Origin of the sequence: Moraxella macacae 0408225 (assembly GCF_000320365.1) — a bacterium.
GTDB lineage: Bacteria > Pseudomonadota > Gammaproteobacteria > Pseudomonadales > Moraxellaceae > Faucicola > Faucicola macacae.
The window spans coordinates 40878-63275 of sequence record NZ_ANIN01000002.1 but is presented as its reverse complement, the minus strand read 5'-3'; the positions used below and the strand labels follow the sequence as shown (position 1 = coordinate 63275).

Below are 22398 nucleotides of genomic sequence, written 5' to 3'. Positions count from 1 at the left end.
TATGTTTAATGTGTGTTTGTGTTAACGTATATGTATGCTACAATAACGCATACCAAAATCCAACTTATCAAGGAAATATTATGAGTCGTCAAATCATTCACACCGATAACGCCCCAAAAGCGGTTGGCACTTATTCGCAAGCGGTAAAAGTCGGACAAACCGTCTATATTTCAGGGCAGATCGGTCTTAACCCTACCACCATGCAACTGGCAGATGGTTTTGAAGACCAAGCCAATCAGGTATTAAGCAACATTGAGGCCATTTGCCAAGCAGCAGGCGGTTCACTTAGCGATGTGGTAAAATACAATGTTTCACTGGTGGATTTGGCAAATTTTAACGCACTAAATGAGATTTTTACTGCACGCCTGCCACAGCCCTACCCTGCTCGTGCAGCTGTACAAGTTGCAAAATTGCCAAAAGATGCCTTGGTTGAAATTGAAGCCATTGTATTTCTTGAAAGCGTTTCTTAAATAAGCGGTTTTTAAACCAACCTTGTGATTGTTAAATAACCAATCAATACGAACAATTAGCCAACAAAAGTTAGCCCACAAAAGTAAACTTTTTTGCCAATTGTTTGCCAATTAAGTCGGCTAATTGTTCAGCAATTTTGTCTTTTGAGGTTTTTTCTAAACGCACCTTTGTGTTGCTTCCCTTAAAAAACACCGTGATTGCATTGTCATCACTACCAAAACCGATGTCCGTCCGTGATACATCATTACACGCTATCATGTCCAATTGTTTGGCAATTAATTTGCCTTTGGCATAGGTTTCAACATCTTGGGTTTCTGCTGCAAAACCAACGCTAAAAATTTGTGGGTTTTCGCGTGAAATGGTTGCCAAAATATCAGGATTTTTTACCAAATCCAAGGTTAAAGCATCGGTGGTTTTTTTGATTTTTTGTAAGGCCTGCTGTTTAACGCGGTAATCAGCAACTGCGGCGGTTGCAATAAAAACCGAGATGGGGTTTGTTTTATCACCGGCTAACATTTGACAAACAGCAAGCATTTGACTGGCAGATGTTACATCAATTCTGGCAACGTTAAACGGTGTTGGTAAGTGAACATTGCCTGCCACTAAAGTAACGCTTGCACCCAACTGTTCGCAGGCTTTTGCCAATGCAAAACCCATTTTGCCTGTAGAATGGTTAGACAAATAGCGCACAGGGTCAATGGCCTCTAAAGTTGCCCCTGCGGTGATAACCACATGCTTACCGCTTAAACGCTGCGATTTTTGTTGTTTTGCAATAAAATTTTGCAAAAAATCAAGCAGTTGTTCAGGCTCTGGCAACCTACCCTCGCCAACATCACCGCACGCCTGCTCGCCACTTTCTGGAGGTATGACAATATAGCCCAAATCAGTTAATGTCTGTAAATTCAGTTTGAGTGCAGGGTGGGCGTACATTTGTTGGTTCATTGCAGGACAAATCAGCACACAAGCAGTGGTCGCAAGACAAACCGTGGTTAATAAATCATCTGCAACACCCATTGACAGCTTAGCAAGCGTATTGGCACTGGCAGGAGCAATCATGACTAAATCCGCCCATTTTGCCAACTCAATATGCCCCATACCAAGTTCAGCGCTCGTATCCAAAAGCTCGGTATGTACCGCATTGCCCGTCAAGGCCTGTAAGGTTAAAGGCGTGATAAAAGCCTGAGCGTTTTTGGTCATTATCACTCTCACATTAAAGCCGTTTTTGACAAGCAAGCGAGCAAAAAAAGCAGATTTGTAAGCAGAAATACCGCCTGTGATGGCTAAAATAATATTTTTCATGGTTGTCCATATCAATAAACAAAACTGGTAAATTCAATACCGGTAAATTCAATAAAACCAGTAAATAAAGCCTGTAAATAAAAAATCAATCCGTTTCTTTGGTTACTCTTAACACTTCTTCCAGCGTGGTTTTACCTTGCAACACTTTTTTTAAGCCGTCAGCACGAATAGAGCCTGATTTGCTGCGAGCGTATTTTTCCAGTTCAAATTCTGCCACTTGAGCGTGAATGAGTTGGCGTAATTTTTCATCAACAGGCACCACTTCATAAATCGCTGTTCTTCCTTTAAAACCTGAATGATTGCACTTTTCACAACCAACAGCTTTTGGAAGTTTTTCTAAATGATGAATGTCAATTTCTTTAAAAATATTGGCAGAAAATTCATCGGCTGCCACCCAAGTATGACAATGCGAGCATAATGTACGCACCAAGCGTTGAGCAATAACCCCTATCAATGACGATGACAACAAAAACGGTTCAACCCCCATATCCGCTAAGCGAGTTACCGCTCCAATTGCGGTATTGGTGTGCAATGTAGACAATACCAAATGCCCTGTAAGCGATGCTTGCACTGCAATTTCGGCGGTTTCTAAATCACGAATTTCGCCCACCATCACCACATCAGGGTCTTGTCTAAGCATGGCTTTTAGACTTCGTGCAAATGTCATGTCTACTTTGTTATTTACTTGAGTTTGTCCAATGCCATCTAGTTGAAACTCGATCGGATCTTCGGCAGTCAAAATATTGCGCGTGTTGTCATTCAGTTCGCTTAAACCTGCGTACAGCGTGGTGGTTTTGCCAGAACCTGTCGGCCCTGTTACCAAAATAATCCCATGCGGACGGTGAATTAAGTATTTTAAGGTTTTATAATCGTCATCTAACAAGCCCAAATAAGTCATATTTAGCCGCCCTGCTTGTTTGTCAAGCAAACGCATAACCACGCGTTCACCAAAATTAGAGGGCAAAGTAGACACACGCACATCAACCTCGCGACCTGCCAAACGCAGTGAAATACGCCCATCTTGTGGCACGCGTTTTTCAGCAATGTCCAATTTTGCCATGACTTTAATCCGAGAAACCAAAAGCGGAGCAAGTTCACGTTTTGGAGTTACAATCTCTTTTAGTTGTCCATCGACCCGAAAACGCACCGACAAGCGTTTTTCAAAAGTCTCAATATGAATGTCCGAGGCATTTAGGCGGATAGCTTCTGACAAAAGTGCGTTGATCAAACGAATGATCGGCGCGTCATCTTCTTGATCCATCAAATCTTCAGTTTCAGGCACACTATCGGCAAGGCTTGCCAAATCTGGGTGATCTTCTAAACCCTGTGCAATGTGTTGACTTTCGCCTGTATTGCCTGCATAGGTACTTGCTAAAATTTTGTCAAAATCACTCACCGCCGTCATTTGAATGGTTAAGGGCAAGGCAATGCCCTGATCGCCTGCAAAACGATTGGCTTCATTGACAGCCAACATGGGCGTATTTTCAGTCAAAATCAGTATGGGCGGCGTATCAAGATCGGCTGTATACTGCAACAACACTTGGTGGCGTTTGGCAAAACTGTAAGGCAAGGCAACTGGATTTAGCATAAATTAACCATTATCAAGGTTACGATAAAACGCCTATTGTAACCAATTCGCCTAAAAATTAACAACAAAATTTTTATTAAAATTTTTATTAAAAATAGTGAGAATTTTTTGTTATAATAAGCCATTTCAATCGTTTAAAATTTAAAAAGGAAGATGACGATGACAACAGACGTTTTAAAAATCGGTTCACGCACATTTCACTCACGCTTATTGGTCGGTACAGGCAAATACAAGGATTTAAACGAAACCAAAAACGCCCTTGAAACCAGTGGCAGTCAGATTGTTACGGTTGCTGTTCGACGCACCAACATCGGCCAAAACAAAACCGAGCCAAATTTGCTTGATGTCATCTCTCCAACAAAATATACCCTATTACCCAATACCGCAGGCTGTTTTGATGCCGATACAGCGGTACGCACTTGTCATTTGGCTCGTGAGTTGCTTGATGGGCATAATTTGGTAAAATTAGAGGTCTTAGGTGATGAAAAAAATCTCTATCCAAATGTAACCGAAACCCTAAAAGCCTGCCGGCGTTTAATTGATGATGGGTTTGATGTGATGGTTTATACCTCCGATGATCCAATTGTTGCAAAAGAGCTTGAGAGTATGGGCTGTGTGGCAATTATGCCCTTAGGCAGTTTGATAGGTTCTGGCCTTGGTTTGTTAAATCGTCATACGTTAAGCTTAATTATTGAACAAGCCAACATACCTGTGCTTGTAGATGCAGGCGTTGGTACGGCTTCAGATGCCAGTATTGCAATGGAATTAGGCTGTGATGGTGTCTTGATGAATACCGCGATCGCCTGTGCAAAAAACCCCGTATTAATGGCTTCTGCAATGAAAAACGCGGTTATTGCAGGACGCCAGGCATTTTTGGCAGGCAGAATACCAATGCGTGCTATGGCTCAAGCAAGCTCGCCACAAACAGGCTATTTTTTCCGTTAAAATTTGGCAATATTTTAAAAAATATCTTTAGATAAGTTTAAATAAGTTAAAAAATTAAGGCAAGTTCATGCGTTTATTAACCGCCGTTGACCAGTTATTTTTGTTATTAGAAACTCGCAACCAACCCATGCACATTGGAGGGTTGTTTTTGTTTGAGTTGCCCTTTGGTGCTAAAGATAACTTTGTCAGTGAGTTGGTTGAACTCATGCGCAACAGTCAAATTCCGCCAAGTTTTCCGTTTAACCAAGTTTTATACCGTTTGTTATTTTGGCAAACTGATAAAAATTTTGATGTGTCGCACCATTTTCGTCATATTGCACTGCCAAAACCTGCGAATATGGACGCCCTACTTGGCTATGTTTCTAAAGAACACGCCCATTTATTAGACAAATCTAAGCCAATGTGGGAATGTCATATCATTGAAGGGTTGCACGGCAATCATTTTGCACTGTATTTTAAAATTCATCACGCTATGGTAGATGGTGTGGCAGCCTTGCAATTGGTTAAAAAATCGCTATCACAATCTCCAACCGAAAAAATCAGCCTACCGATTTGGTCATTGATGACAAGGCATCGGCATCAGCTTGATGCCTTGATACCGCCTTATAAATCTGCATGGCAAATTGTCAAAGAACAAAGCCTTGCTTTGCCCCCTGTCGGACGCGAATTATTTAAAAACATTTATGAGCGTTTTAATAAAAACTATGTAAGCACCGCCCAAGCTCCTGATAGCCTGCTTAATCAGCCAATTTCCAGTTCGCGCCGGATCGCAGTGGCATCATTTTCGTTTTCGCGTTTTCAAGAAATTGCCAAAACCCACAACGCAACCTTTAACGATGTGGTTTTGGCAGTGTGTGCAGGGGCGTTGCGACGTTATTTGACCGATCAGCACGCATTACCCAAAAAACCACTGATTGGCTTTGTGCCCTTATCACTTAGAGACAATCAACAAAAACAGCACAAAATTGGCAACCAAATTACCTTTATTTTAGCCAACCTTGCCACCCATATCCAAGATCCGGTTGAACGGTTACACACCATTAACGCCAGCACCAAAAACAGCAAAAACCGTTTTGCCCGTATGAACCAAGCCAGCTCCATTTTATACAGTGGCGTGGTATATAGCCGAGCAGGTTTACAAGTGTTAACTGGAATTATGCCTGAATACCGCGGTTTTAACTTGATTATTTCTAACGTACCCGCCACCAAAAAACCACTGTATTGGCAAGGGGCAAAACTAAAAGCCTTATACCCTGTTTCTGTGGTTATCAATGATCAAGCAATGAACATTACGTTTTGTACTTATCAAGACAGCATTGAGTTTTGCATTGTAGCGTGTGCCAAAGTGTTGCCAAATATCGACATTATCTTAACTTATATGCAAGAAGAAATTGACAATTTTTAGCGTTTAGTCGTTTTTGCCAACGTTTTTATTCGTTTTTATTGCAATTTATTACGCCGTTATTAAAGATTATGCCCATGCCAATTGTTGTTAATATCAGTTGGCATGGGTATTTTTTTGGCGGATTTTGTAGAAAAATTTTAACAATTTTTGCAACACTTTTGTTTGATTTTCATTTATAATACCCCCATTCTCAATTTTTACCATTCTCAATTTTTACTTATGAGGTTATTATGAAATACCCTGTTTTGCTAATGGTTGCATTGGCAAGCTCTGTGATGTTGGTCGGTTGCAACCAGTCGGACAAGGCAGGAGATGCTGTGGTCGCTCAACAACAAATGCCACAAGCCACAGTGAACGTTATGCCCGTAGAATTTCAAACCATACCACTGATAAAAGAGTTGTCAGGCAAAATCACGCCGTATCAAGAAGCACTTGTATTGCCACAAATTACAGGCATGATTGACAAACAATTATTCCGCGAAGGCAGTTTTGTCAAACAAGGCCAAGCCCTTTACCAAATCAATGCAGACAATTACGCCAGCAGCCTTGCAGGCAGTAAAGCCACCTACAATCAAGCACTTGCATCTATTAGCACCGCACAAGCTACGCTAAAAACACAACAAGCCAATTTAAACCTTGCCAACCAAAATTTATCACGGCTACAAACCCTAAAAGACACCAATGCCATTTCTCAACAAGAATATGATATCGGGGTTGCCAATGTAGAAACCGCTCGCTTGGCAGTTGAGTCAGCACAAGCCCAAATCACGGCCGCCAAAGCCAATGCCACCGTCGCCAAGCAAGCAATCAACAGCAATCAGCTTAACCATAACCGCACACGCGTTACCGCTCCAATTAGCGGTATTACAAGCCTAAACAGTGCCAATGTCGGATCGCTTGCCACCACAGGGCAAACCCAACTTACCACCATTTCACAACTAAATCCAATTTATGTAGACATTAGCCAATCTGTTGCAGAATTGTTGGCATTGCGTCAGCAATTTGCCAATGGCAATGTAAGCCAGGCCAATCGTGTCAGTGTGCGTTTAAAATTACCCGATGGTTCAATTTATCCTGATGTTGGACAGTTGCATTTTGAAGAGGCAAAAGTTGACTCAAATACAGGCACGGTAAATTTGCGCGCTGTGTTTAACAATGACGATTATATGCTATTGCCCGGCATGATGGTGAATGCCAGACTAACTCAAGGTTCAATCAATCATGCCCTATTATTGCCACAATCTGCAATTACGCGCACACCAAAAGGCGACTCCACGGTATATATCGTCGACGATCAGCAAAAAATCCAAGTACGGCCTGTACAAATCCAAGGCACTTATGAAGGACAATGGATCATTACAAGCGGTCTAAAACAAGGTGAAAATGTGGTCATTACAGGCGGTGCCAAAGTAAAACCCGATCAACTGGTAAAAACCCTACCTTATAACCCAACCCCCAAAAAATCTATGCCAACAGAATCTATGCCAACAACATCAGAACCAATTAACAATGCAAAGGTTGCACCAAAACAGGCAAAAACGCCCACCACTCAACCTGCATCAACACAACAACCATAACCTAAGGGGTTTAAATGTCACGTTATTTTATTGACCGCCCTATTTTTGCATGGGTTATCGCTTTTATCATCATGTTAGCCGGGGTATTGTCTATTTTTAACCTTGCAATTGAACAATACCCAAAAATTGCACCACCAACAGTCAGCATCCGCGCCGTTTATCCGGGTGCTTCGGCCAAAACCATTGAAGACTCAGTAACTCAAGTCATCGAACAACAAATGAAAGGGCTTGATGGTTTGGCATATATGGACTCAACCAGTTCATCGGCAGGATCAGCACAAATTAAATTGACCTTTGAAAATGGCATAAATCCAGATACCGCCCAAGTTCAAGTTCAAAACAAATTACAATCTGCAATGAGTGCATTGCCAGAAACTGTGCAACGCATGGGCGTAAATGTCAATAAATCCTCAACGGGTTTTTTAGCCGCTTTTGCGTTTGTTTCAGAAGATGGCAACATGGATCGAGCGGATATTGCTGATTATGTCTCCTCTAATGTTATCGATCAAATGAGTCGCGTGGAGGGCGTAGGTGATATCACCTTGTGGGGTGCGCCGTATTCCATGCGCATTTGGCTTGATCCGGCCAAACTAAAAGCCTACCGCCTTATGCCCTCCGATGTCGCAGCCGCGGTGCGTACTCAAAACACTCAAGTTTCTGCCGGGCAATTAGGACAAATGCCAACCAACAGCGATCGCAATGTTATCAATGCAACCGTTTCGGTACAAAGCTACCTACAAACCCCAGAACAATTTCGCAACATTTTGCTAAAATCCAATACGGACGGCTCGCGCGTAAGATTGGGTGATGTGGCAACCGTTGAATTGGGTAGTGAACATTATAGCGTTACCTCAACTTATAATGGCAAAGAAACCGCCGCTATGGGCATATCCTTAGCCGCCGGAGCAAATGCACTGGAAACACGCAAGGCAATCCAAGCCAAAATCGACGAACTTTCTTACAATTTTCCTAAAGGCTTAAAAGTCGTTAACCCTTATGACACCACGCCGTTTGTGCGTTTATCCATTGAACAGGTGATTAAAACCTTGCTTGAGGCAATTGCTTTGGTATTTGTGGTCATGTTTGTGTTTTTGCAAAGTTGGCGGGCAACCGTTATTCCAACGCTTGCTGTGCCTGTTGTGATTTTAGGGGCTTTTGCAATTTTATTGGCATTGGGTTTTAGCATTAACATTTTAACCATGTTTGCTCTTGTTTTGGCAATTGGTCTATTGGTTGATGATGCAATTGTGGTTGTAGAAAATGTGGAGCGAGTCTTAGCAGAAAACCCACATATGACTGTAAAACAAGCCACGCGTCAATCTATGAACGAGGTAAGTCGGGCGGTGATTGGCATTGCGGTTGTGTTGTCGGCGGTATTTGTACCAATGGCGTTTTTTGGCGGTTCTACAGGGGTGATTTACCGTCAATTTTCAGTTACTCTGATTACTTGCATGCTGTTGTCGGCGTTTGTGGCTTTGGTGTTTACCCCTGCACTGTGTGCCACCCTTTTAAAACGCACCAAGCACCACGATGTTGATAAAACTGGGTTTTTTGGTTGGTTTAATAAAAGTTTTAACCGTATCAGTCATGGTTATGAAAATATGGTTGGCAAAAGCATAAAAGCCAAATCGCTGTATGTGATTGGTTATGCAATGATCATTGCAATGATGGGCTTTTTCTTTACACGCATTCCAAGCTCGTTTTTGCCCGATGAAGATCAAGGCATTATGATAGCCTTGGTGCAATTACCGGCCGGATCAAGCCAACAACAAACGCAAGCGGTGTTAAATAAAGTTGACAATTACTTTAGAGATAAAGAAAAAGACAATGTGGCTTCAGTGCTTGCGGTAAATGGTTTTAGTTTTGCAGGGCAAGGTCAAAACATGGGGCTTGCGTTTATCAAATTGTCGGATTGGAAGAATCGCACAAGTTCTGAAGCAAAAGCCCAAGCGATCGCAAAACGTGCTATGGGTTATTTTATGACTCAAGTCAACGAAGCGGCAGTTTATGCAATTGTACCACCTGCAATTACCGAGCTTGGCAATGCCACAGGTTTTAATTTGCAATTACAAGATCAAATTGGACTTGGACATGATGAACTGTTACAAGCGCGTAATATGCTCCTTGGTATGGCAAGCCAAAATAAAGCCGTGGTAGGCGTCCGTCCAAATGGCCTTGAAGATTCACCTCAATACAAAATTAACATCAACTACGATACAGCAGCCAGTATGGGCGTTGATCCTGTGGTGATTAATAGCCTATTGTCAACCGCTTGGGGAAGCAGCTACATTAATGATTTTATGGATAGAGGGCGTATCAAAAAAGTATACATGCAAGGCAACCCTGACAGTCGCACCACCTCCGATGACATCAACAAATGGTATGTACGCAACACACAAGGTGAGATGATACCGTTTAGTGCCTTTGCCACAGGTGAGTGGCAATACGGTAGCCCGAGCTTAACCCGCTATAACAGCTTGTCTTCTATGAACATTCAAGGCAATGCTGCTATGGGTTTAAGCAGCGGCGATGCCATGCGTGCTATGGAAGAAATGATTGCCAAATTACCCGAGGGCATAGGTTTTGAGTGGACTGGTTTATCCCTTGAAGAAAAAAAATCAGGCGATCAAGCGCCCATTTTATACGCTTTATCCTTGTTAATCGTATTTTTATGTTTGGCTGCGTTATACGAAAGCTGGTCCATTCCATTTGCCGTCATGCTCGTCGTTCCACTTGGGGTATTGGGTGCGGTATTGCTTACCAGCCTGCGTGGTTTTGCCAATGACATTTATTTGCAAGTAGGTTTATTAACCGTGGTCGGTCTTTGTGCCAAAAATGCAATTTTAATCATTGAATTTGCCAAAGAACGCCAAGAAGCTGGCCACAGTCTGTTTAACGCAGTTACCGTTGCTGCTCGCCAACGCTTACGTCCGATCATCATGACTTCGCTTGCGTTTGGTATGGGGGTTGTGCCGTTATTTTTTGCCACAGGCCCAGGATCTGGCAGCCAAACTGCAATTGGCACAAGTGTGTTAGGTGGCGTCATTAGTTCTACCTTGCTCGGCGTGTTTTTTATTCCGATGTTTTATGTGTGGGTGCGTTCAATTTTTAAAAGCAAAACAATTAACCACTCACCTCAATAAAAACACGTTAACTCAAAAAACTGCAACCAAAAATGGTTTAACAGATACTGTTACAGATCAAGTTAAACCATTTTTCCACAGATACCAAAATATCAAAATACATAGACACCAAAATACATAGACACCAAAATACAGGATATTTTTATGCAAAAACAGCTATTAAATCCATTAAAAATTGGCAGTTTAACCGCCTTGTTTATTAGTTTTACCGCTTGTCAAGCCATTCCAAAAGCCAATACCGATCCTGTCATCGCAAAACCCAATATTGCAACCAACACACCCTACCATGTGTATGATGATAAAACCCTAAGCAGCTCCGATCAGCCAAGTATCGCAAGCCAGCACTGGCAAGATTTTTACCACGATGACAAACTAAAACAACTGATCACCTTAGCCCTTGACAACAACAAAGAAATAAACACCGCCATTTTAAACCTACAAAAATCTCGTGCCACTTACCAAATCACCGACAACAGCAATACTCCAACCGTTGGTGCAACAGGCATTGTCAACCATAGCACCATTGAAAATCAAGACAAAAATCCAAGGACAAACTATCAGATAAACCTTGCAATGTCAGCATATGAGTTTGATTTTTGGGGAAAAATCCGCAATACCAAACAAGCAGCGTTACAAAACTATCTATCAAGTGCTTTTGCCAAAGACACCGTTAAAATTGGCATTATCAGTTCGGTTGCAAAAAGTTACGTTGCCTACAGTTATAATTTAGCAAAACTACAATTAGCCCTTGAAACCTTAAAAAACCGTGAAGAATCGCTACAAATTAATCGCCAACGTTTTAAAGCAGGACTTGATTCAGAATTAAGCAGTTTGCAAGCCCAAGCCTTGGTTGATGCCACCAAAATCAGCATTGCCAACGCCAAAACCGCCCTACTACAAAACCAAAATGCACTACGCCAGTTGGTAGGAGTTGCGTTTGATCCGGAATTATTACCAAAAACCCCAGTCAGCAAAATCACCAACAACCAAATTTTTAGCACAGGTTTGCCTAGTGAGCTACTGCTGTATCGTCCTGATTTACGCAGTGCCGAACATGCCCTTAAGGCTCGCGGTGCGGACATTCAAGTGGCTCGTGCCAACTTTTTTCCCAACATTCGCCTAAGTGCCACCACGGGAATTGCAAGCACAGAGTTGCACAATTTGTTTGCATCAGGTACGTTTAACTTCGGTATCACGCCGACGATAAACTTGCCAATTTTTAATCGCAACCTTGGCGTACAATACGAGGTGAAAAAAATTGATGAGCAGATTATGTTAAGCAATTATGAAAAGTCTATTCAATCTGCATTTAAAGAAGTCAATGACATACTGGCGATTCGTGCCACCATTCACCAACAGATCGATGCCTACAAAAGCATGAAACAAGCCAATGATAAAAACTTTGACATTGCCAACGCACGTTTTCATACAGGGCTTGACAATTATCTTAGCGTATTAGATGCCCTACGCAACCAATTTAGCACCGAACACAACCTGTTAACTGCCAAACAAAAGTTGATTGATAGCCAAATTGAATTATACCAAGCACTGGGAGGCGGAATGGGCTATGATCAAAAACCTAAATTCGAAAAACAAGCCAATTAATGCTACAATAAACCCATACTTTTGTTAAATCCAATGCTGCTGCTAAAAGGAATACTTATGACATACGTTTTTAACCGATCATTTCCCACCACACGCCTGCGCAGATTGCGTTACAATGACAATATCCGCGCTATGGTGCAAGAAACTCACCTTGAGCCCAAACACTTAATCGCCCCTGTGTTCGTCTTAGATGGCAAATCTCGGCGTGAAGCGGTAAAAAGCATGCCAAATGTAGAACGCATGAGTGTGGATTTATTGATTGATTATGCCAAACAATTGTTAAGTTTTGGCGTAACCACCATGGATTTATTTCCTGTCATTGATCCTGACAAAAAAACCGCTCTTGCAGAAAACGCCTACGATGAAAACGGCCTTGCGGTAACTGCAATCAAAGCACTAAAAGATGCCATACCTGATATGGTGATTATGACCGATGTTGCCTTAGATCCTTATACCAGTCATGGCCAAGACGGTTTGCTTGATAACGCAGGCTATGTTACCAATGACAAAACCGTCGAAGTATTGGTAAAACAAGCCCTAAGCCACGCTCGTGCAGGGGCGGATATTATCTCACCCAGCGATATGATGGACGGAAGAATTGGGGCAATTCGCAATGCCCTTGACAATGAAGGCTTTGTCAATACTGCAATTATGGCGTATTCGGCCAAATACGCATCGGCTTATTATGGGCCGTTTCGTGATGCTGTCGGAAGTGCCAACAATTTAAAAGGCGGACATAAAAAACAATACCAAATGGATATTGGCAACCGAGCTGAAGCCTTGCATGAGGTGGCATTGGATATCCAAGAAGGGGCGGATATGGTCATGGTAAAACCCGGACAGCCGTATTTGGATTTGGTGCGCGAGGTCAAAGATACGTTTGGCATACCCACTTACGCCTATCAAGTATCCGGTGAATATGCTATGCATATGGCCGCTATACAAAACGGCTGGCTAACCGATGCGGTGATTTTGGAAAGTTTATTGGGCTTTCGCCGTGCAGGGGCAGATGGGATTTTGACTTATTTTGCAATGCAGGCAGCAAAACAATTAAATGCTTAAAGGCTTATAAGCATTGTTCAATCATTGCCAGTTGTTGATCGGTTGCATTTTGAAATGCTTTGGCAAGTTGTTGTCCATTTTGCCCTGCTTGACTTGCCAATGCACTGTCTTTTAGCCAAATTTCAAACGCTTGGTATAATTGCTCTTTGGTATACACTTGTTGCAATGCTTTGGCTTTTTTTAACTTGTCTACCACCAACTGGCATGACCTTGTGTATTGCCCCATAATCATCGGCTTACCAACAATAGCCGCCTCAACTGGATTATGCCCTCCAACATTCACCCACGAACCGCCAATAAACGCAATATCAGCCAGTGCATACCAAATACCAAGCTCGCCCATACTATCTGCCAAATACACATTTTCAGCAAAACTGGGGGCTTGATTTTGGCTGCGACGGATAACAGGTTTTGCACTGCTATGTTGAATCAAAACCGCCACTTCATCAAAACGTTCTGGGTGGCGTGGCACAATGATTAACAACAATTTTTTTGCCAAAAATTTGGCATTTAACGCCAAAAAAGTTGCCAAAATTTGACTTTCTTCTCCTGCGTGCGTGCTGCTTGCCACTATCACCGTTCTTTGTGCCAAGCCCCAATTTTTTGCCAATACCTTGGCATGATTTAACATTGCAGGATTGATTTGGCTTGACCATTTTAACGAAGCAGCCAAACAAATTTTGTCAAACGATGCACCCAACTGCCCAAAATACTTCGCCGAATCGGCATCTTGAGCAATGATAAGACTGATATTGTCCATCATACTTTGGCTTAATTTACCAAAACGTTGATAACCACCAAACGATTTTTCTGACAAACGTCCATTTACCAAAACACTGGCAATGTTTCGCTGTTTTAACACAGACAAAGTTGTCGCCCATAGTTCAGTTTCAATAAACAATGCCACTATCGGATTAATATGATCTAAAAAATTCCCAATGATATTGCCAGTATCGACAGGCACAAAACTGTGATACACATCACCACTTTTTAGCTCATTTGCAAACAATTGTTCGGTTCGTGCAAAACCTGTATGCGTGGTATTGGTAATCCATAATGCGTAATGTTTGGCAAGCAGTTGGCGTAACAGCGGATAAGCGGTATTAATCTCACCAAGCGATACCGCATGACACCAAATCATGGGTTTTTGCGTAACAATGGGCGGATACGCTTTACCAAAACGCTCATAGGTTTCTTGTGGCAAGGTTTTGCTAAAAGCCAACTTTAGCCGATAAATTGGCTTTACAATCACCATTAACAAGCGGTAATAAGCAGGAGTTTTCATAAACATTTCAACAAATAAAAAGCCTATTGTAAAAAATAGCCCAAAAAATAGCAAACAAAACAAAATAGCAACAAAATCCGACCAGTTGGCAAAATTATTTATCGCCAGCTTAAACCGTGCTTTTGCTTTGAGTGTTTTTTGTTTTGTGCAATGTTAAAATTTTGTGTAAAATAACCGTGCAACACAATGATTATTCAATAAATAACTAACAAAATATAAATAATTGCCAAAATATAAATAATTGCCAAAACAAAAGGACAGATCGTGTCAAACACCAATACCACCAACCAAATCAGCGAAACAAACAAACAAATTCATACACTGCTGGCCTGTTTAACCGACAAACAAACACCGCCTTTTGCTGTGTTGTTACTGCCCCAACTACACAAAATCACCTTTGATTTTAGTCCAATCAGCCTAACCCACCTACAAAAATTTTGCCAATGCTTACAACAAAAAGGCATGACCACCGAAAAACTATACGCACAACAAGGCGGCCAGGCGTTATTGATGGCAATTGCTGTGTATTTAGGTGAATATTTGGCACACAAAACCGATCACGTCATTGTTTGGTATGATTATCAACACGCCCTCCAAGAAATTGCTATACAAAACCAACAACACAATACCAATTTTCACTTAGAACCCACCTTTGGCAATTCACTGATTGGCAAAATAGGCGACGTATACTGCCAACCGCTTATCATGGTAGAACGACTGCTCATGCCCGATACTGCCGATGAACTTGGTACATTTGTTCACGCCATGCAAACTGCAATTTTTGCCAAAGCCCAAGTACATCTGTTTGACGAACCCAATCAAGTTGCCTATCAATACCTTGCCAAAATCAAAACAGGCAAATTACTTGACCCACACATTGGATTTTTTGCCGAATTACAAACCCTACAGTTTGATTATAGCGAACAAAGTTTGACAAATTTGGATAAAATTTTAACCAATATTCAACAAAAGTTAGCCAATCAGCAGATTCATTACCAAAATTTTATCCAAAACCCAAGTTACCAAAAATTTTGTTATCTATTAGGTTTTTATATAGGCATGACCGCCAGTCGTTTGGCAAATGTTGCAGTAAAATGGGCAAATTTTGAGCAAATGACGCAGCTATTAGGTGATGATTTTAGTGGCAGTGGTAGCAAAGTCAGCTTAGAAAACCGCTTTTTATTGCTTATGGAAAATCATTATCGCATGCCAATGCTTGTCATTACCAATCGTCTGTTTGGCATCGCTCCAAATTTTCCTGCCACTGCAATCGAGTTTTATCAACACATTCACGCCCAAAATGCAGGGATTTTTTGCGTGTTCTCCCAAACCCAATTACAAAACTTACAATTGCAAAACCTACCCACCCTTACCGATTTACCAAAAAATTGGCAACAAATCTTAAACGTTTTGGCAAAAATTTTAAACCAACAAATGCTAAGCATTAGCCAACACAAATTGCCAAAACCGTTGATTTTTAGCCTACAAAAGCTGGCAAATAACCAAATTCAGCCCAAAACCGAACAGTTAAATCACAACGATGACACGCAAGCATTGAACGATTTTCACCAAAAAATGCAACAATATCAATCCATTGCACCAATACTCATTGGCTGTTATCCCATGATTGCCAATTTACCAACAGGACGACAACCGGCTCTGCGTTTAGACATACGTTGCACACAGCCCAAACTGCACTTATCTTTGATATTGCCCTATCGGCTAAGCGATTTTGCACTTTTTCCTTTTGTGAGCAATCAAAACCACCCAAACGGTGAAAATTTTGTTGCCATACAAGCCTTTGTTTGGCAATTATACCAAACCTTAGCACCGCTAAAACTGCTTAACGGACAATGGGCGGATTATTGGCTTGACAATTTGACAAGTGTCAATGACAATTGGACAACAACCCCAATAAAACAGCAAAAAACCGCCCTTGCCAAGCAACTCACCATTCAACTGTTTGCACCCACAAGCCACAACCAATCCGCGATCGGCGTGAATATCAACATGCCTAAATTTGATGTCAAACAAGTGCTGTGGCAGGGTTTTGATTTGCCTAAATATGTTCTAGATATCGATCCTAACAAACGTGCTTATTTGCAAGTATTTGCCCCTACACGCCTGTTAAATGATGAATTGTTAACCCAAGCCCAAGCCACTGCCAACTTGTATCATCATGGCAAAGTGGTATGGGGCGTTGTGCTTAAAGCGGATAACACGCTATCAAAAGCCGATGAGTTACAAGGATTTGACCGCGAAAACTTACACACCGCAGAAATTTTATACGACCCAACCGGACAAACCTCCATCGATCAATTACTGGCATTTGCCAAACCATTACAAGCACTGGCACAGCAAGATTTGGCAACACTTAATCAATTGCCAACCGATCAAGCATTTTTTAGCATGCACTTTCAAGACGAACGTTCACGGATTTTTGGACATGCCTATCCTGATTCATTGACAAACGCAACAAACAGCTCGGTTAAAATCAATAATCCGATTAAAATCAGCAGTTTATGGATTTGGCGACCACATCTGCCTAATGCTATGTTAACCTTACCAATCCTACCAATTATCGTCAATCAACAAGCAAATTTGGCAGAAATGGGGCGGATTATGGCATTGCCCGGAATTTTCTGGCAACAAAAAGATGAATTTTCTAAACAATTTTACCAATATTGGTTGGCAAAAGGGCTTACACAATTTGAGCAAAATTTAGAAGTTTCCCAAACCTTGATTGCCACCAAAATCCATCAAGTACAGCAACATAAATCCCTAGAAAATCGGCTTTACCCCAGATTTAAAGCCACCAAAACCCCAAATCAACAAGCAACCATGCACACAACACCAAGTGCAAACACAAAAATAAGCACAAACACAGAAGTAAGCATAACCAAGAACAAAACCGCCACAATCAATGACAGCCACAATCAAAACCACAATCAAAAAGTAGCCCTAACCCCACAATTACAACAAACACTACAGCAACAGTTATTAGCCAATCAAGCTCGGTTACAATCCAGTCTATCCACAACAGACAAAGACAAGGAGCGTAAATTATACATCATTGGTGCTGTGGTGGCCGTGGTGGTGATTTTGACATTCATCATGGCAAGTTTGCTAAAGTAATTTTGCTAAAATGAATTGTCAAAAGCAAGCAATTGTTCGCGGTAATATTCGTATTGTTTTTGGCGCAAATTTATTTCTTTTGGTAAACCGTGAGAAATGGAATTGGTTAGGGTTTCAAATTTGTCTAATATTGAAACGATTTTTTGTTGTTCGGATAGTGGCAGAAGTGGGATTGTTATTTTTCTTAAATTATCGTTATACAATCGCTTAATTGTTCCACCTTCAACCGCACCCCATTCTACTATTTTGTAAGCATAATATAAAAAACGATTTAAAACTTGCGTTTCGTCATTTTCTAACCAAACAATATTGCTATCTTGAAAATAAGCATCTATGCCATCAAATATTACAGTGCGCCCAATTGTTCCGCTGGCAGAAATTAAAATATCGCCTTTTTTAGGAAAATTGTACTTTTGCTTATATTCTAAAAATAATTCTTTTGCAATAAAGGCATCGGCTTTTTTGCCAAAAGTGCCAATTTTATAAAAAGGAATATCGCCAATTGAATTTGTTTGTGCTTTTAAAATGCGTTTGCACATTCTAACTTCACCAATTTGACCCAATGCAATAAAATTTGATGAATTGTTTAATAGTGAATTAAGATAATAATCATATTGCTTTTTACGCAAAATAAGCTCTTTTATTAATTCACTATTTAATGCAGTGAATTTATCCAATATTTTAACAATTTCAGTTTGCACATCAATGGGCGGAATGGGGATTTTAATAGCTCCTACATCTTTTGGATAAACATGCGGAATGCCTGCGCCTTTTTTCATTGCAAATATTTTTTCTTGATTTAACAATAAATAATGATAAACGTATTTTGTTATTAAAACATCTGTATGCGGTTTTATTGAAAAAGCATCGCTTACAAAAATCGGCTCATTCCAATACATAACAAAACCTGCAGAACCACTGCCTGCAATGGTTATTGTTTCACCATCTCTATTAAAATCACCTGTAAAATAAGCCGGTTTTTGTCCGCCGCTAATAACGGGAATATTTCCTTTTGTTGCGGTTTTAGCGGTAATTGTTTTACCGCGTTTTAATTCAGAAACTTCATTTAAAGTTTTCCACTCAACCGCTCGCCCATTTAACAACTTCTCTAAAAACCCAATCACGCCACAATCTCCACCTTACAGTTTTATAAAATCGTTGTAAATAATTGCAGCACGGTTGCATTGACAATATCCACAAAAAACGCACCCACCATTGGCACAATCAAAAACGCCTTATGCGATGCCCCATAACGATCGGTGATGGATTGCATATTTGCTACCGCAGTTGGCGTAGCACCCATACCAAAGCCACAATGTCCGGCCGCCAATACCGCCGAGTCGTAATTTGAGCCCATAACCCTAAAAGTTACAAAATAAGCAAACAAAATCATCAATACCGTTTGCACCAACAAAATCATCAATACAGGGCCTGCAAGATCAGCCAATTCCCATAGTTTTAGCGACATTAATGCCATTGCCAAAAACAAGGACAAAGCAGCATTGCCAAACACATCGATCGCACGATCAAACATGTCAAATTTAAAAAACGTGGTCAACACATTACGCAATACCACGCCTGCACCCAATGTCCAAACAAAAGTTGGTAACTCAAACGCCGATCCTTTGGCAAAACCCGTCATAAAATCTGCAAATACCAAGGTTGCAGCAAACAATGCCAAGGTTTCAATGGTGGAACTGGCGGTAATTAAACGCACATGACTGGGTTTTTCAAACATTTCGTTATCAGACACAGCCAAGTTGTCTACATGATTTTGTTGGTTAAGTTGGTTTTTTTCTGTGGCATTCATCGGCTGTATATTGAGTTTTTGCACCAAACGTTTTGCCACAGGACCACCGATTAAACCACCCGCTACCAACCCATAAGTTGCACAAGCAATACCGAGCGTTGTTGCACCAATCACGCCATATTTTTCCTCCAAAATCGGCCCCCACGCCCCTGCCGTGCCATGACCGCCCGTCAAGGTAACAGACCCTGTTACCAGTCCCATTAACGGTTCAAGCCCAAGCACAGATGCCATAGCCACGCCCACGCCATTTTGTAACACAATAAAAGCCGATACCAACACAGTAAAAATCAGCAGCGGCGTACCACCTGCTTTTAAGCGACTAAAATCTGCACTAAGGCCAATGGACGCAAAAAACATCAGCATACAAGCTGTTTGTAGCTCTTTATAAAAATTAAAACTATATCCGCCAAACACCCCCAAACAATACACCACCACCGCAGCCACCAAACCGCCTGCAACAGGTTCAGGAATGTTAAAATTAGACAAAAATTTAATTCTTTTTACCATAAATTTGCCCAATAACAACACAATCGTCGCCAAAATCAGCGTATAATAACCATTTACCACAATCGGTTCATTCATAAAACCACCTATTTTTTAACCAAATATTTTTTAATCAAATAACTCACTAAAAACGTTTAAAAATTTTTCAAATCATGAAAATCAATCATGAAAATTAAAGACAAAGCCACGGTATTTTGGCATAATTGGCAAAAAAATTACAGTATTTTTGCCAATTTTTACAAAATTGCTATTGGCAATTGCTATTGGTGTTGGTAAATATCATGCAACCATTTAACCAATAATTTAACCAACAAAACCAAAAACACTTAGAGAAAAAACATTTAGAGCAAACCCGATGAAAATTATCGCCGATCATAACATTGCCCATTTGCATGATTTTTTTAACACCAACACGCTTGGACAAAAAGTTGAACTACTCACACTGGCAGGACGCAAAATTAATGCAGATGCGTTAGCCAAGTTTCGTCCCGATGCCTTGCTTATCCGTTCGGTTACGCCGATTAATGAACAATTGTTGATAAATAATCCTTGGGTAAAATTTATTGGCACGGCGACAATTGGCATTGACCATGTTGACACGGCTTATTTGGCACAGCACAACATCAGATTTGCCAATGCCTCAGGCTGTAGCAAACACTCTGTTGTGCAATATGTCTTAACAGCAATTTTAAACACGCACCCTGATTATTTGTTTGAACCGATAACCATAGGCATTGTTGGACTTGGTAATATTGGCGGATTATTGGCAAATTATGCAAAATTATTGGGTTGGCAAGTTTTGGGCGTTGATCCGTTTTTGGCAAATAGCAATCATTTTCACAACAACAATCCACAAAACTATCAACAAAATCTTGATAAATTATTAAGCCAAAGCGACGTAATTAGTTTGCATGTACCACTCACTCATGCCAACGATAGTCCCTATCCTACTGATTATGGGCATCTGATGACGAGCGAAAACTGGCAAAAAATCAAGCCTTACGCTTTGATGGTTAATTGTGCACGCGGCGAGGTGTTATCCAGAGCTGATATTTTGGCAAATCCGCAAAAAGTTGTGCTTGATGTTTTTGAACATGAACCAAAAATTGACAAGGCTTTATTGCAGCGTTGCCACTTAGCCACGCCACACATTGCAGGTTATACGCTTGAGGGAAAATTGCGTGGCACTCAAATGATTTACGATGCCTTATGTAATGGTTTACAACAACCGCCAAAAGTGGATTTTAAGCAGTTTTTACCCAACGAAACGCCGTTATTTTCCAAAGAATTTGCCCAGCGTTTTCACCAACTACAGCCCTTAAATCAATATGACAAACAAGTATTATTAGAAAATCTTAACAAAATATACCCCATTTATCAAGACGATGCCAAACTGCGCCTAATGGCAAACCCTGATGTTATTGGCAAAGATTTTGACCAATTACGCAAAGATTATCCATTACGTCGTGAATGGCAAGCGTATTTTGCTTAACCTTGTTTATTAACAAAACCTTGTTTATTAACAAAACCTTGTTTATTAACAAAACCTTGTTTGTTAGCAAAACCTTGTTTGTTAGCAAAACTTGTTTATTAATAAAAAATTAAGCAGATTTTTTATAAAAACTTAATTTATCAAGCAAACGATAAAGCGTATCTTTTAATTGAAAACGATGCACAACCATATCTACCACACCATGATCTGCCAAAAATTCGGCACGTTGGAACGGTTCGTCCAATACTTCTCGCACAGTTTGTTCAATAACGCGCTTGCCTGCAAAACCAATCATTGCCTTAGGTTCAGCAATATTTACATCACCAAGCATGGCCAAACTTGCGGTTACACCACCATACACAGGATTGGTTAATACCACAATGTACGGTATGCCTGCTTGTTTTAAGCGTTCTATGACTGCCGAGGTGCGAGCCATTTGCATAAGTGATAACAACCCCTCTTGCATTCTAGCCCCGCCACTTGAAGCAAAACACACAAACGGCTTACGCTCTTTTAGTGCAGTTTCTCCTGCCAATACAAAACGATCGCCTACCACAGAACCCATTGATCCACCCATAAAGGCAAAATCAAACGCACACGCCACCACGCCCAGATCTTTTAATTGGCCTGTCATGACAATCAAGGCTTCACTTTCGCCGGTTTTTTTCTGGGCTTCTTCCAGTCGATTGGGATAAGGCTTGCTATCCACAAAATTAAGCGGATTGCCTGCGACAAAATTTTTGCCAAGTTCTTCATCAATTTGGTCAAAAAACCACTCCAAGCGTCTGCGCGCAGTCATACCCATATGCTCTTCACAATGCGGACAAACATAACTGTTAAAATTTAACACGGTATTGGTGCTAATTGCATGGCAATTTGGGCATTGAGTGGACGGTTCGGTCTCAACCGCTGTCAACACTTGTTTGGTTTTTGGTTTAACGTTTGGCAATGGGCGATTAAGCCATGTATGCTCCAATGAATTTTCAGCCTGATTTGTCATGCTATATCCTTATGTTTATTAAATTTTGTCAAACCAAGCAATTTTTGGGTAAATTTGAAAAAAGCGACTTTTGGTTA

The 22398-nt window shown here is 40.9% G+C and carries 15 protein-coding genes; 9 read left to right on the top strand and 6 right to left on the bottom strand.

What is annotated here, in order from left to right; genetic code table 11:
* The first annotated feature begins 80 nt into the window (after positions 1-80).
* On the top strand, positions 81-470 hold the full coding sequence (locus MOMA_RS05790) for a RidA family protein (protein ID WP_009501544.1): 390 nt from the start codon (positions 81-83) through the stop codon (positions 468-470).
* 70 nt (positions 471-540) lie between these two features.
* Here MOMA_RS05790 and coaBC read toward each other — a convergent pair whose 3' ends face one another.
* On the bottom strand, positions 541-1770 hold the full coding sequence (gene coaBC / locus MOMA_RS05785; RefSeq protein ID WP_009501543.1) for a bifunctional phosphopantothenoylcysteine decarboxylase/phosphopantothenate--cysteine ligase CoaBC: 1230 nt from the start codon (positions 1768-1770) through the stop codon (positions 541-543).
* Between the two features lie 85 nt (positions 1771-1855).
* Positions 1856-3358, bottom strand: a complete 1503-nt coding sequence (gspE, locus tag MOMA_RS05780) for a type II secretion system ATPase GspE (protein WP_009501542.1) — start codon at positions 3356-3358, stop codon at positions 1856-1858.
* Positions 3359-3517: 159 nt separating this feature from the next.
* Here gspE and MOMA_RS05775 point away from each other — a divergent pair, with 159 nt between their 5' ends.
* The 6 genes from MOMA_RS05775 to hemB all read left to right on the top strand — a co-directional run bounded on the left by MOMA_RS05775 (position 3518) and on the right by hemB (position 13095).
* Entirely contained in the window at positions 3518-4303 is a 786-nt protein-coding gene (locus MOMA_RS05775) for a thiazole synthase (RefSeq protein WP_009501541.1), read from the top strand.
* Positions 4304-4370: 67 nt separating this feature from the next.
* Positions 4371-5708: a WS/DGAT/MGAT family O-acyltransferase gene (locus tag MOMA_RS05770; RefSeq protein WP_009501540.1), complete on the top strand. Its 1338-nt coding sequence runs from the start codon at positions 4371-4373 to the stop codon at positions 5706-5708.
* 230 nt (positions 5709-5938) lie between these two features.
* Positions 5939-7285: an efflux RND transporter periplasmic adaptor subunit gene (locus tag MOMA_RS05765; RefSeq protein WP_009501539.1), complete on the top strand. Its 1347-nt coding sequence runs from the start codon at positions 5939-5941 to the stop codon at positions 7283-7285.
* A 14-nt stretch (positions 7286-7299) separates the two neighbouring features.
* The gene (locus tag MOMA_RS05760) at positions 7300-10428 is read left to right on the top strand and encodes an efflux RND transporter permease subunit (RefSeq protein WP_009501538.1); all 3129 of its coding nucleotides are present in this window, start codon (positions 7300-7302) and stop codon (positions 10426-10428) included.
* 144 nt (positions 10429-10572) lie between these two features.
* Positions 10573-12033, top strand: a complete 1461-nt coding sequence (locus MOMA_RS05755; RefSeq protein ID WP_009501537.1) for an efflux transporter outer membrane subunit — start codon at positions 10573-10575, stop codon at positions 12031-12033.
* Between the two features lie 57 nt (positions 12034-12090).
* Positions 12091-13095, top strand: a complete 1005-nt coding sequence (hemB, locus tag MOMA_RS05750; protein ID WP_009501536.1) for a porphobilinogen synthase — start codon at positions 12091-12093, stop codon at positions 13093-13095.
* Positions 13096-13099: 4 nt separating this feature from the next.
* Here the strand turns inward: hemB and MOMA_RS05745 are convergent, their stop codons facing one another.
* Positions 13100-14380, bottom strand: a complete 1281-nt coding sequence (locus tag MOMA_RS05745; protein WP_009501535.1) for a 3-deoxy-D-manno-octulosonic acid transferase — start codon at positions 14378-14380, stop codon at positions 13100-13102.
* A 264-nt stretch (positions 14381-14644) separates the two neighbouring features.
* Between MOMA_RS05745 and MOMA_RS05740 the strand changes: the two genes are divergently transcribed.
* Entirely contained in the window at positions 14645-17515 is a 2871-nt protein-coding gene (locus MOMA_RS05740) for a hypothetical protein (protein WP_009501534.1), read from the top strand.
* A 5-nt stretch (positions 17516-17520) separates the two neighbouring features.
* Here the strand turns inward: MOMA_RS05740 and MOMA_RS05735 are convergent, their stop codons facing one another.
* Together MOMA_RS05735 and gltS are read right to left on the bottom strand one after the other, a co-directional pair.
* Positions 17521-18639: a restriction endonuclease subunit S gene (locus tag MOMA_RS05735; RefSeq protein ID WP_009501533.1), complete on the bottom strand. Its 1119-nt coding sequence runs from the start codon at positions 18637-18639 to the stop codon at positions 17521-17523.
* Positions 18640-18662: 23 nt separating this feature from the next.
* Positions 18663-19832 carry a sodium/glutamate symporter gene (gene gltS / locus MOMA_RS05730; protein WP_406564470.1) on the bottom strand — a complete coding sequence of 390 codons (1170 nt, stop codon included), beginning with the start codon at positions 19830-19832 and terminating at the stop codon, positions 18663-18665.
* A gap of 352 nt (positions 19833-20184) precedes the next feature.
* Between gltS and MOMA_RS05725 the strand changes: the two genes are divergently transcribed.
* Positions 20185-21321 (top strand): 4-phosphoerythronate dehydrogenase, encoded by a 1137-nt coding sequence (locus tag MOMA_RS05725; protein ID WP_009501531.1) that lies wholly within the window; start codon positions 20185-20187, stop codon positions 21319-21321.
* Between the two features lie 109 nt (positions 21322-21430).
* On the opposite strand, the gene accD is transcribed toward MOMA_RS05725, so the two are convergent.
* The gene (accD, locus tag MOMA_RS05720; RefSeq protein WP_009501530.1) at positions 21431-22321 is read right to left on the bottom strand and encodes an acetyl-CoA carboxylase, carboxyltransferase subunit beta; all 891 of its coding nucleotides are present in this window, start codon (positions 22319-22321) and stop codon (positions 21431-21433) included.
* Positions 22322-22398 lie beyond the last annotated feature (77 nt).

What these genes read in the sequence shown, in the direction of transcription:
- gltS (WP_406564470.1), bottom strand. Translation starts at nt 19,832, where the DNA reads ATGGTAAAAAGAATTAAATTTTTGTCTAATTTTAACATTCCTGAACCT.
- MOMA_RS05745 (WP_009501535.1), bottom strand. Translation starts at nt 14,380, where the DNA reads ATGAAAACTCCTGCTTATTACCGCTTGTTAATGGTGATTGTAAAGCCA.
- accD (WP_009501530.1), bottom strand. Translation starts at nt 22,321, where the DNA reads ATGACAAATCAGGCTGAAAATTCATTGGAGCATACATGGCTTAATCGC.
- MOMA_RS05765 (WP_009501539.1), top strand. Translation starts at nt 5,939, where the DNA reads ATGAAATACCCTGTTTTGCTAATGGTTGCATTGGCAAGCTCTGTGATG.
- gspE (WP_009501542.1), bottom strand. Translation starts at nt 3,358, where the DNA reads ATGCTAAATCCAGTTGCCTTGCCTTACAGTTTTGCCAAACGCCACCAA.
- MOMA_RS05770 (WP_009501540.1), top strand. Translation starts at nt 4,371, where the DNA reads ATGCGTTTATTAACCGCCGTTGACCAGTTATTTTTGTTATTAGAAACT.
- MOMA_RS05755 (WP_009501537.1), top strand. Translation starts at nt 10,573, where the DNA reads ATGCAAAAACAGCTATTAAATCCATTAAAAATTGGCAGTTTAACCGCC.
- MOMA_RS05760 (WP_009501538.1), top strand. Translation starts at nt 7,300, where the DNA reads ATGTCACGTTATTTTATTGACCGCCCTATTTTTGCATGGGTTATCGCT.
- MOMA_RS05775 (WP_009501541.1), top strand. Translation starts at nt 3,518, where the DNA reads ATGACAACAGACGTTTTAAAAATCGGTTCACGCACATTTCACTCACGC.
- hemB (WP_009501536.1), top strand. Translation starts at nt 12,091, where the DNA reads ATGACATACGTTTTTAACCGATCATTTCCCACCACACGCCTGCGCAGA.
- MOMA_RS05790 (WP_009501544.1), top strand. Translation starts at nt 81, where the DNA reads ATGAGTCGTCAAATCATTCACACCGATAACGCCCCAAAAGCGGTTGGC.
- coaBC (WP_009501543.1), bottom strand. Translation starts at nt 1,770, where the DNA reads ATGAAAAATATTATTTTAGCCATCACAGGCGGTATTTCTGCTTACAAA.
- MOMA_RS05725 (WP_009501531.1), top strand. Translation starts at nt 20,185, where the DNA reads ATGAAAATTATCGCCGATCATAACATTGCCCATTTGCATGATTTTTTT.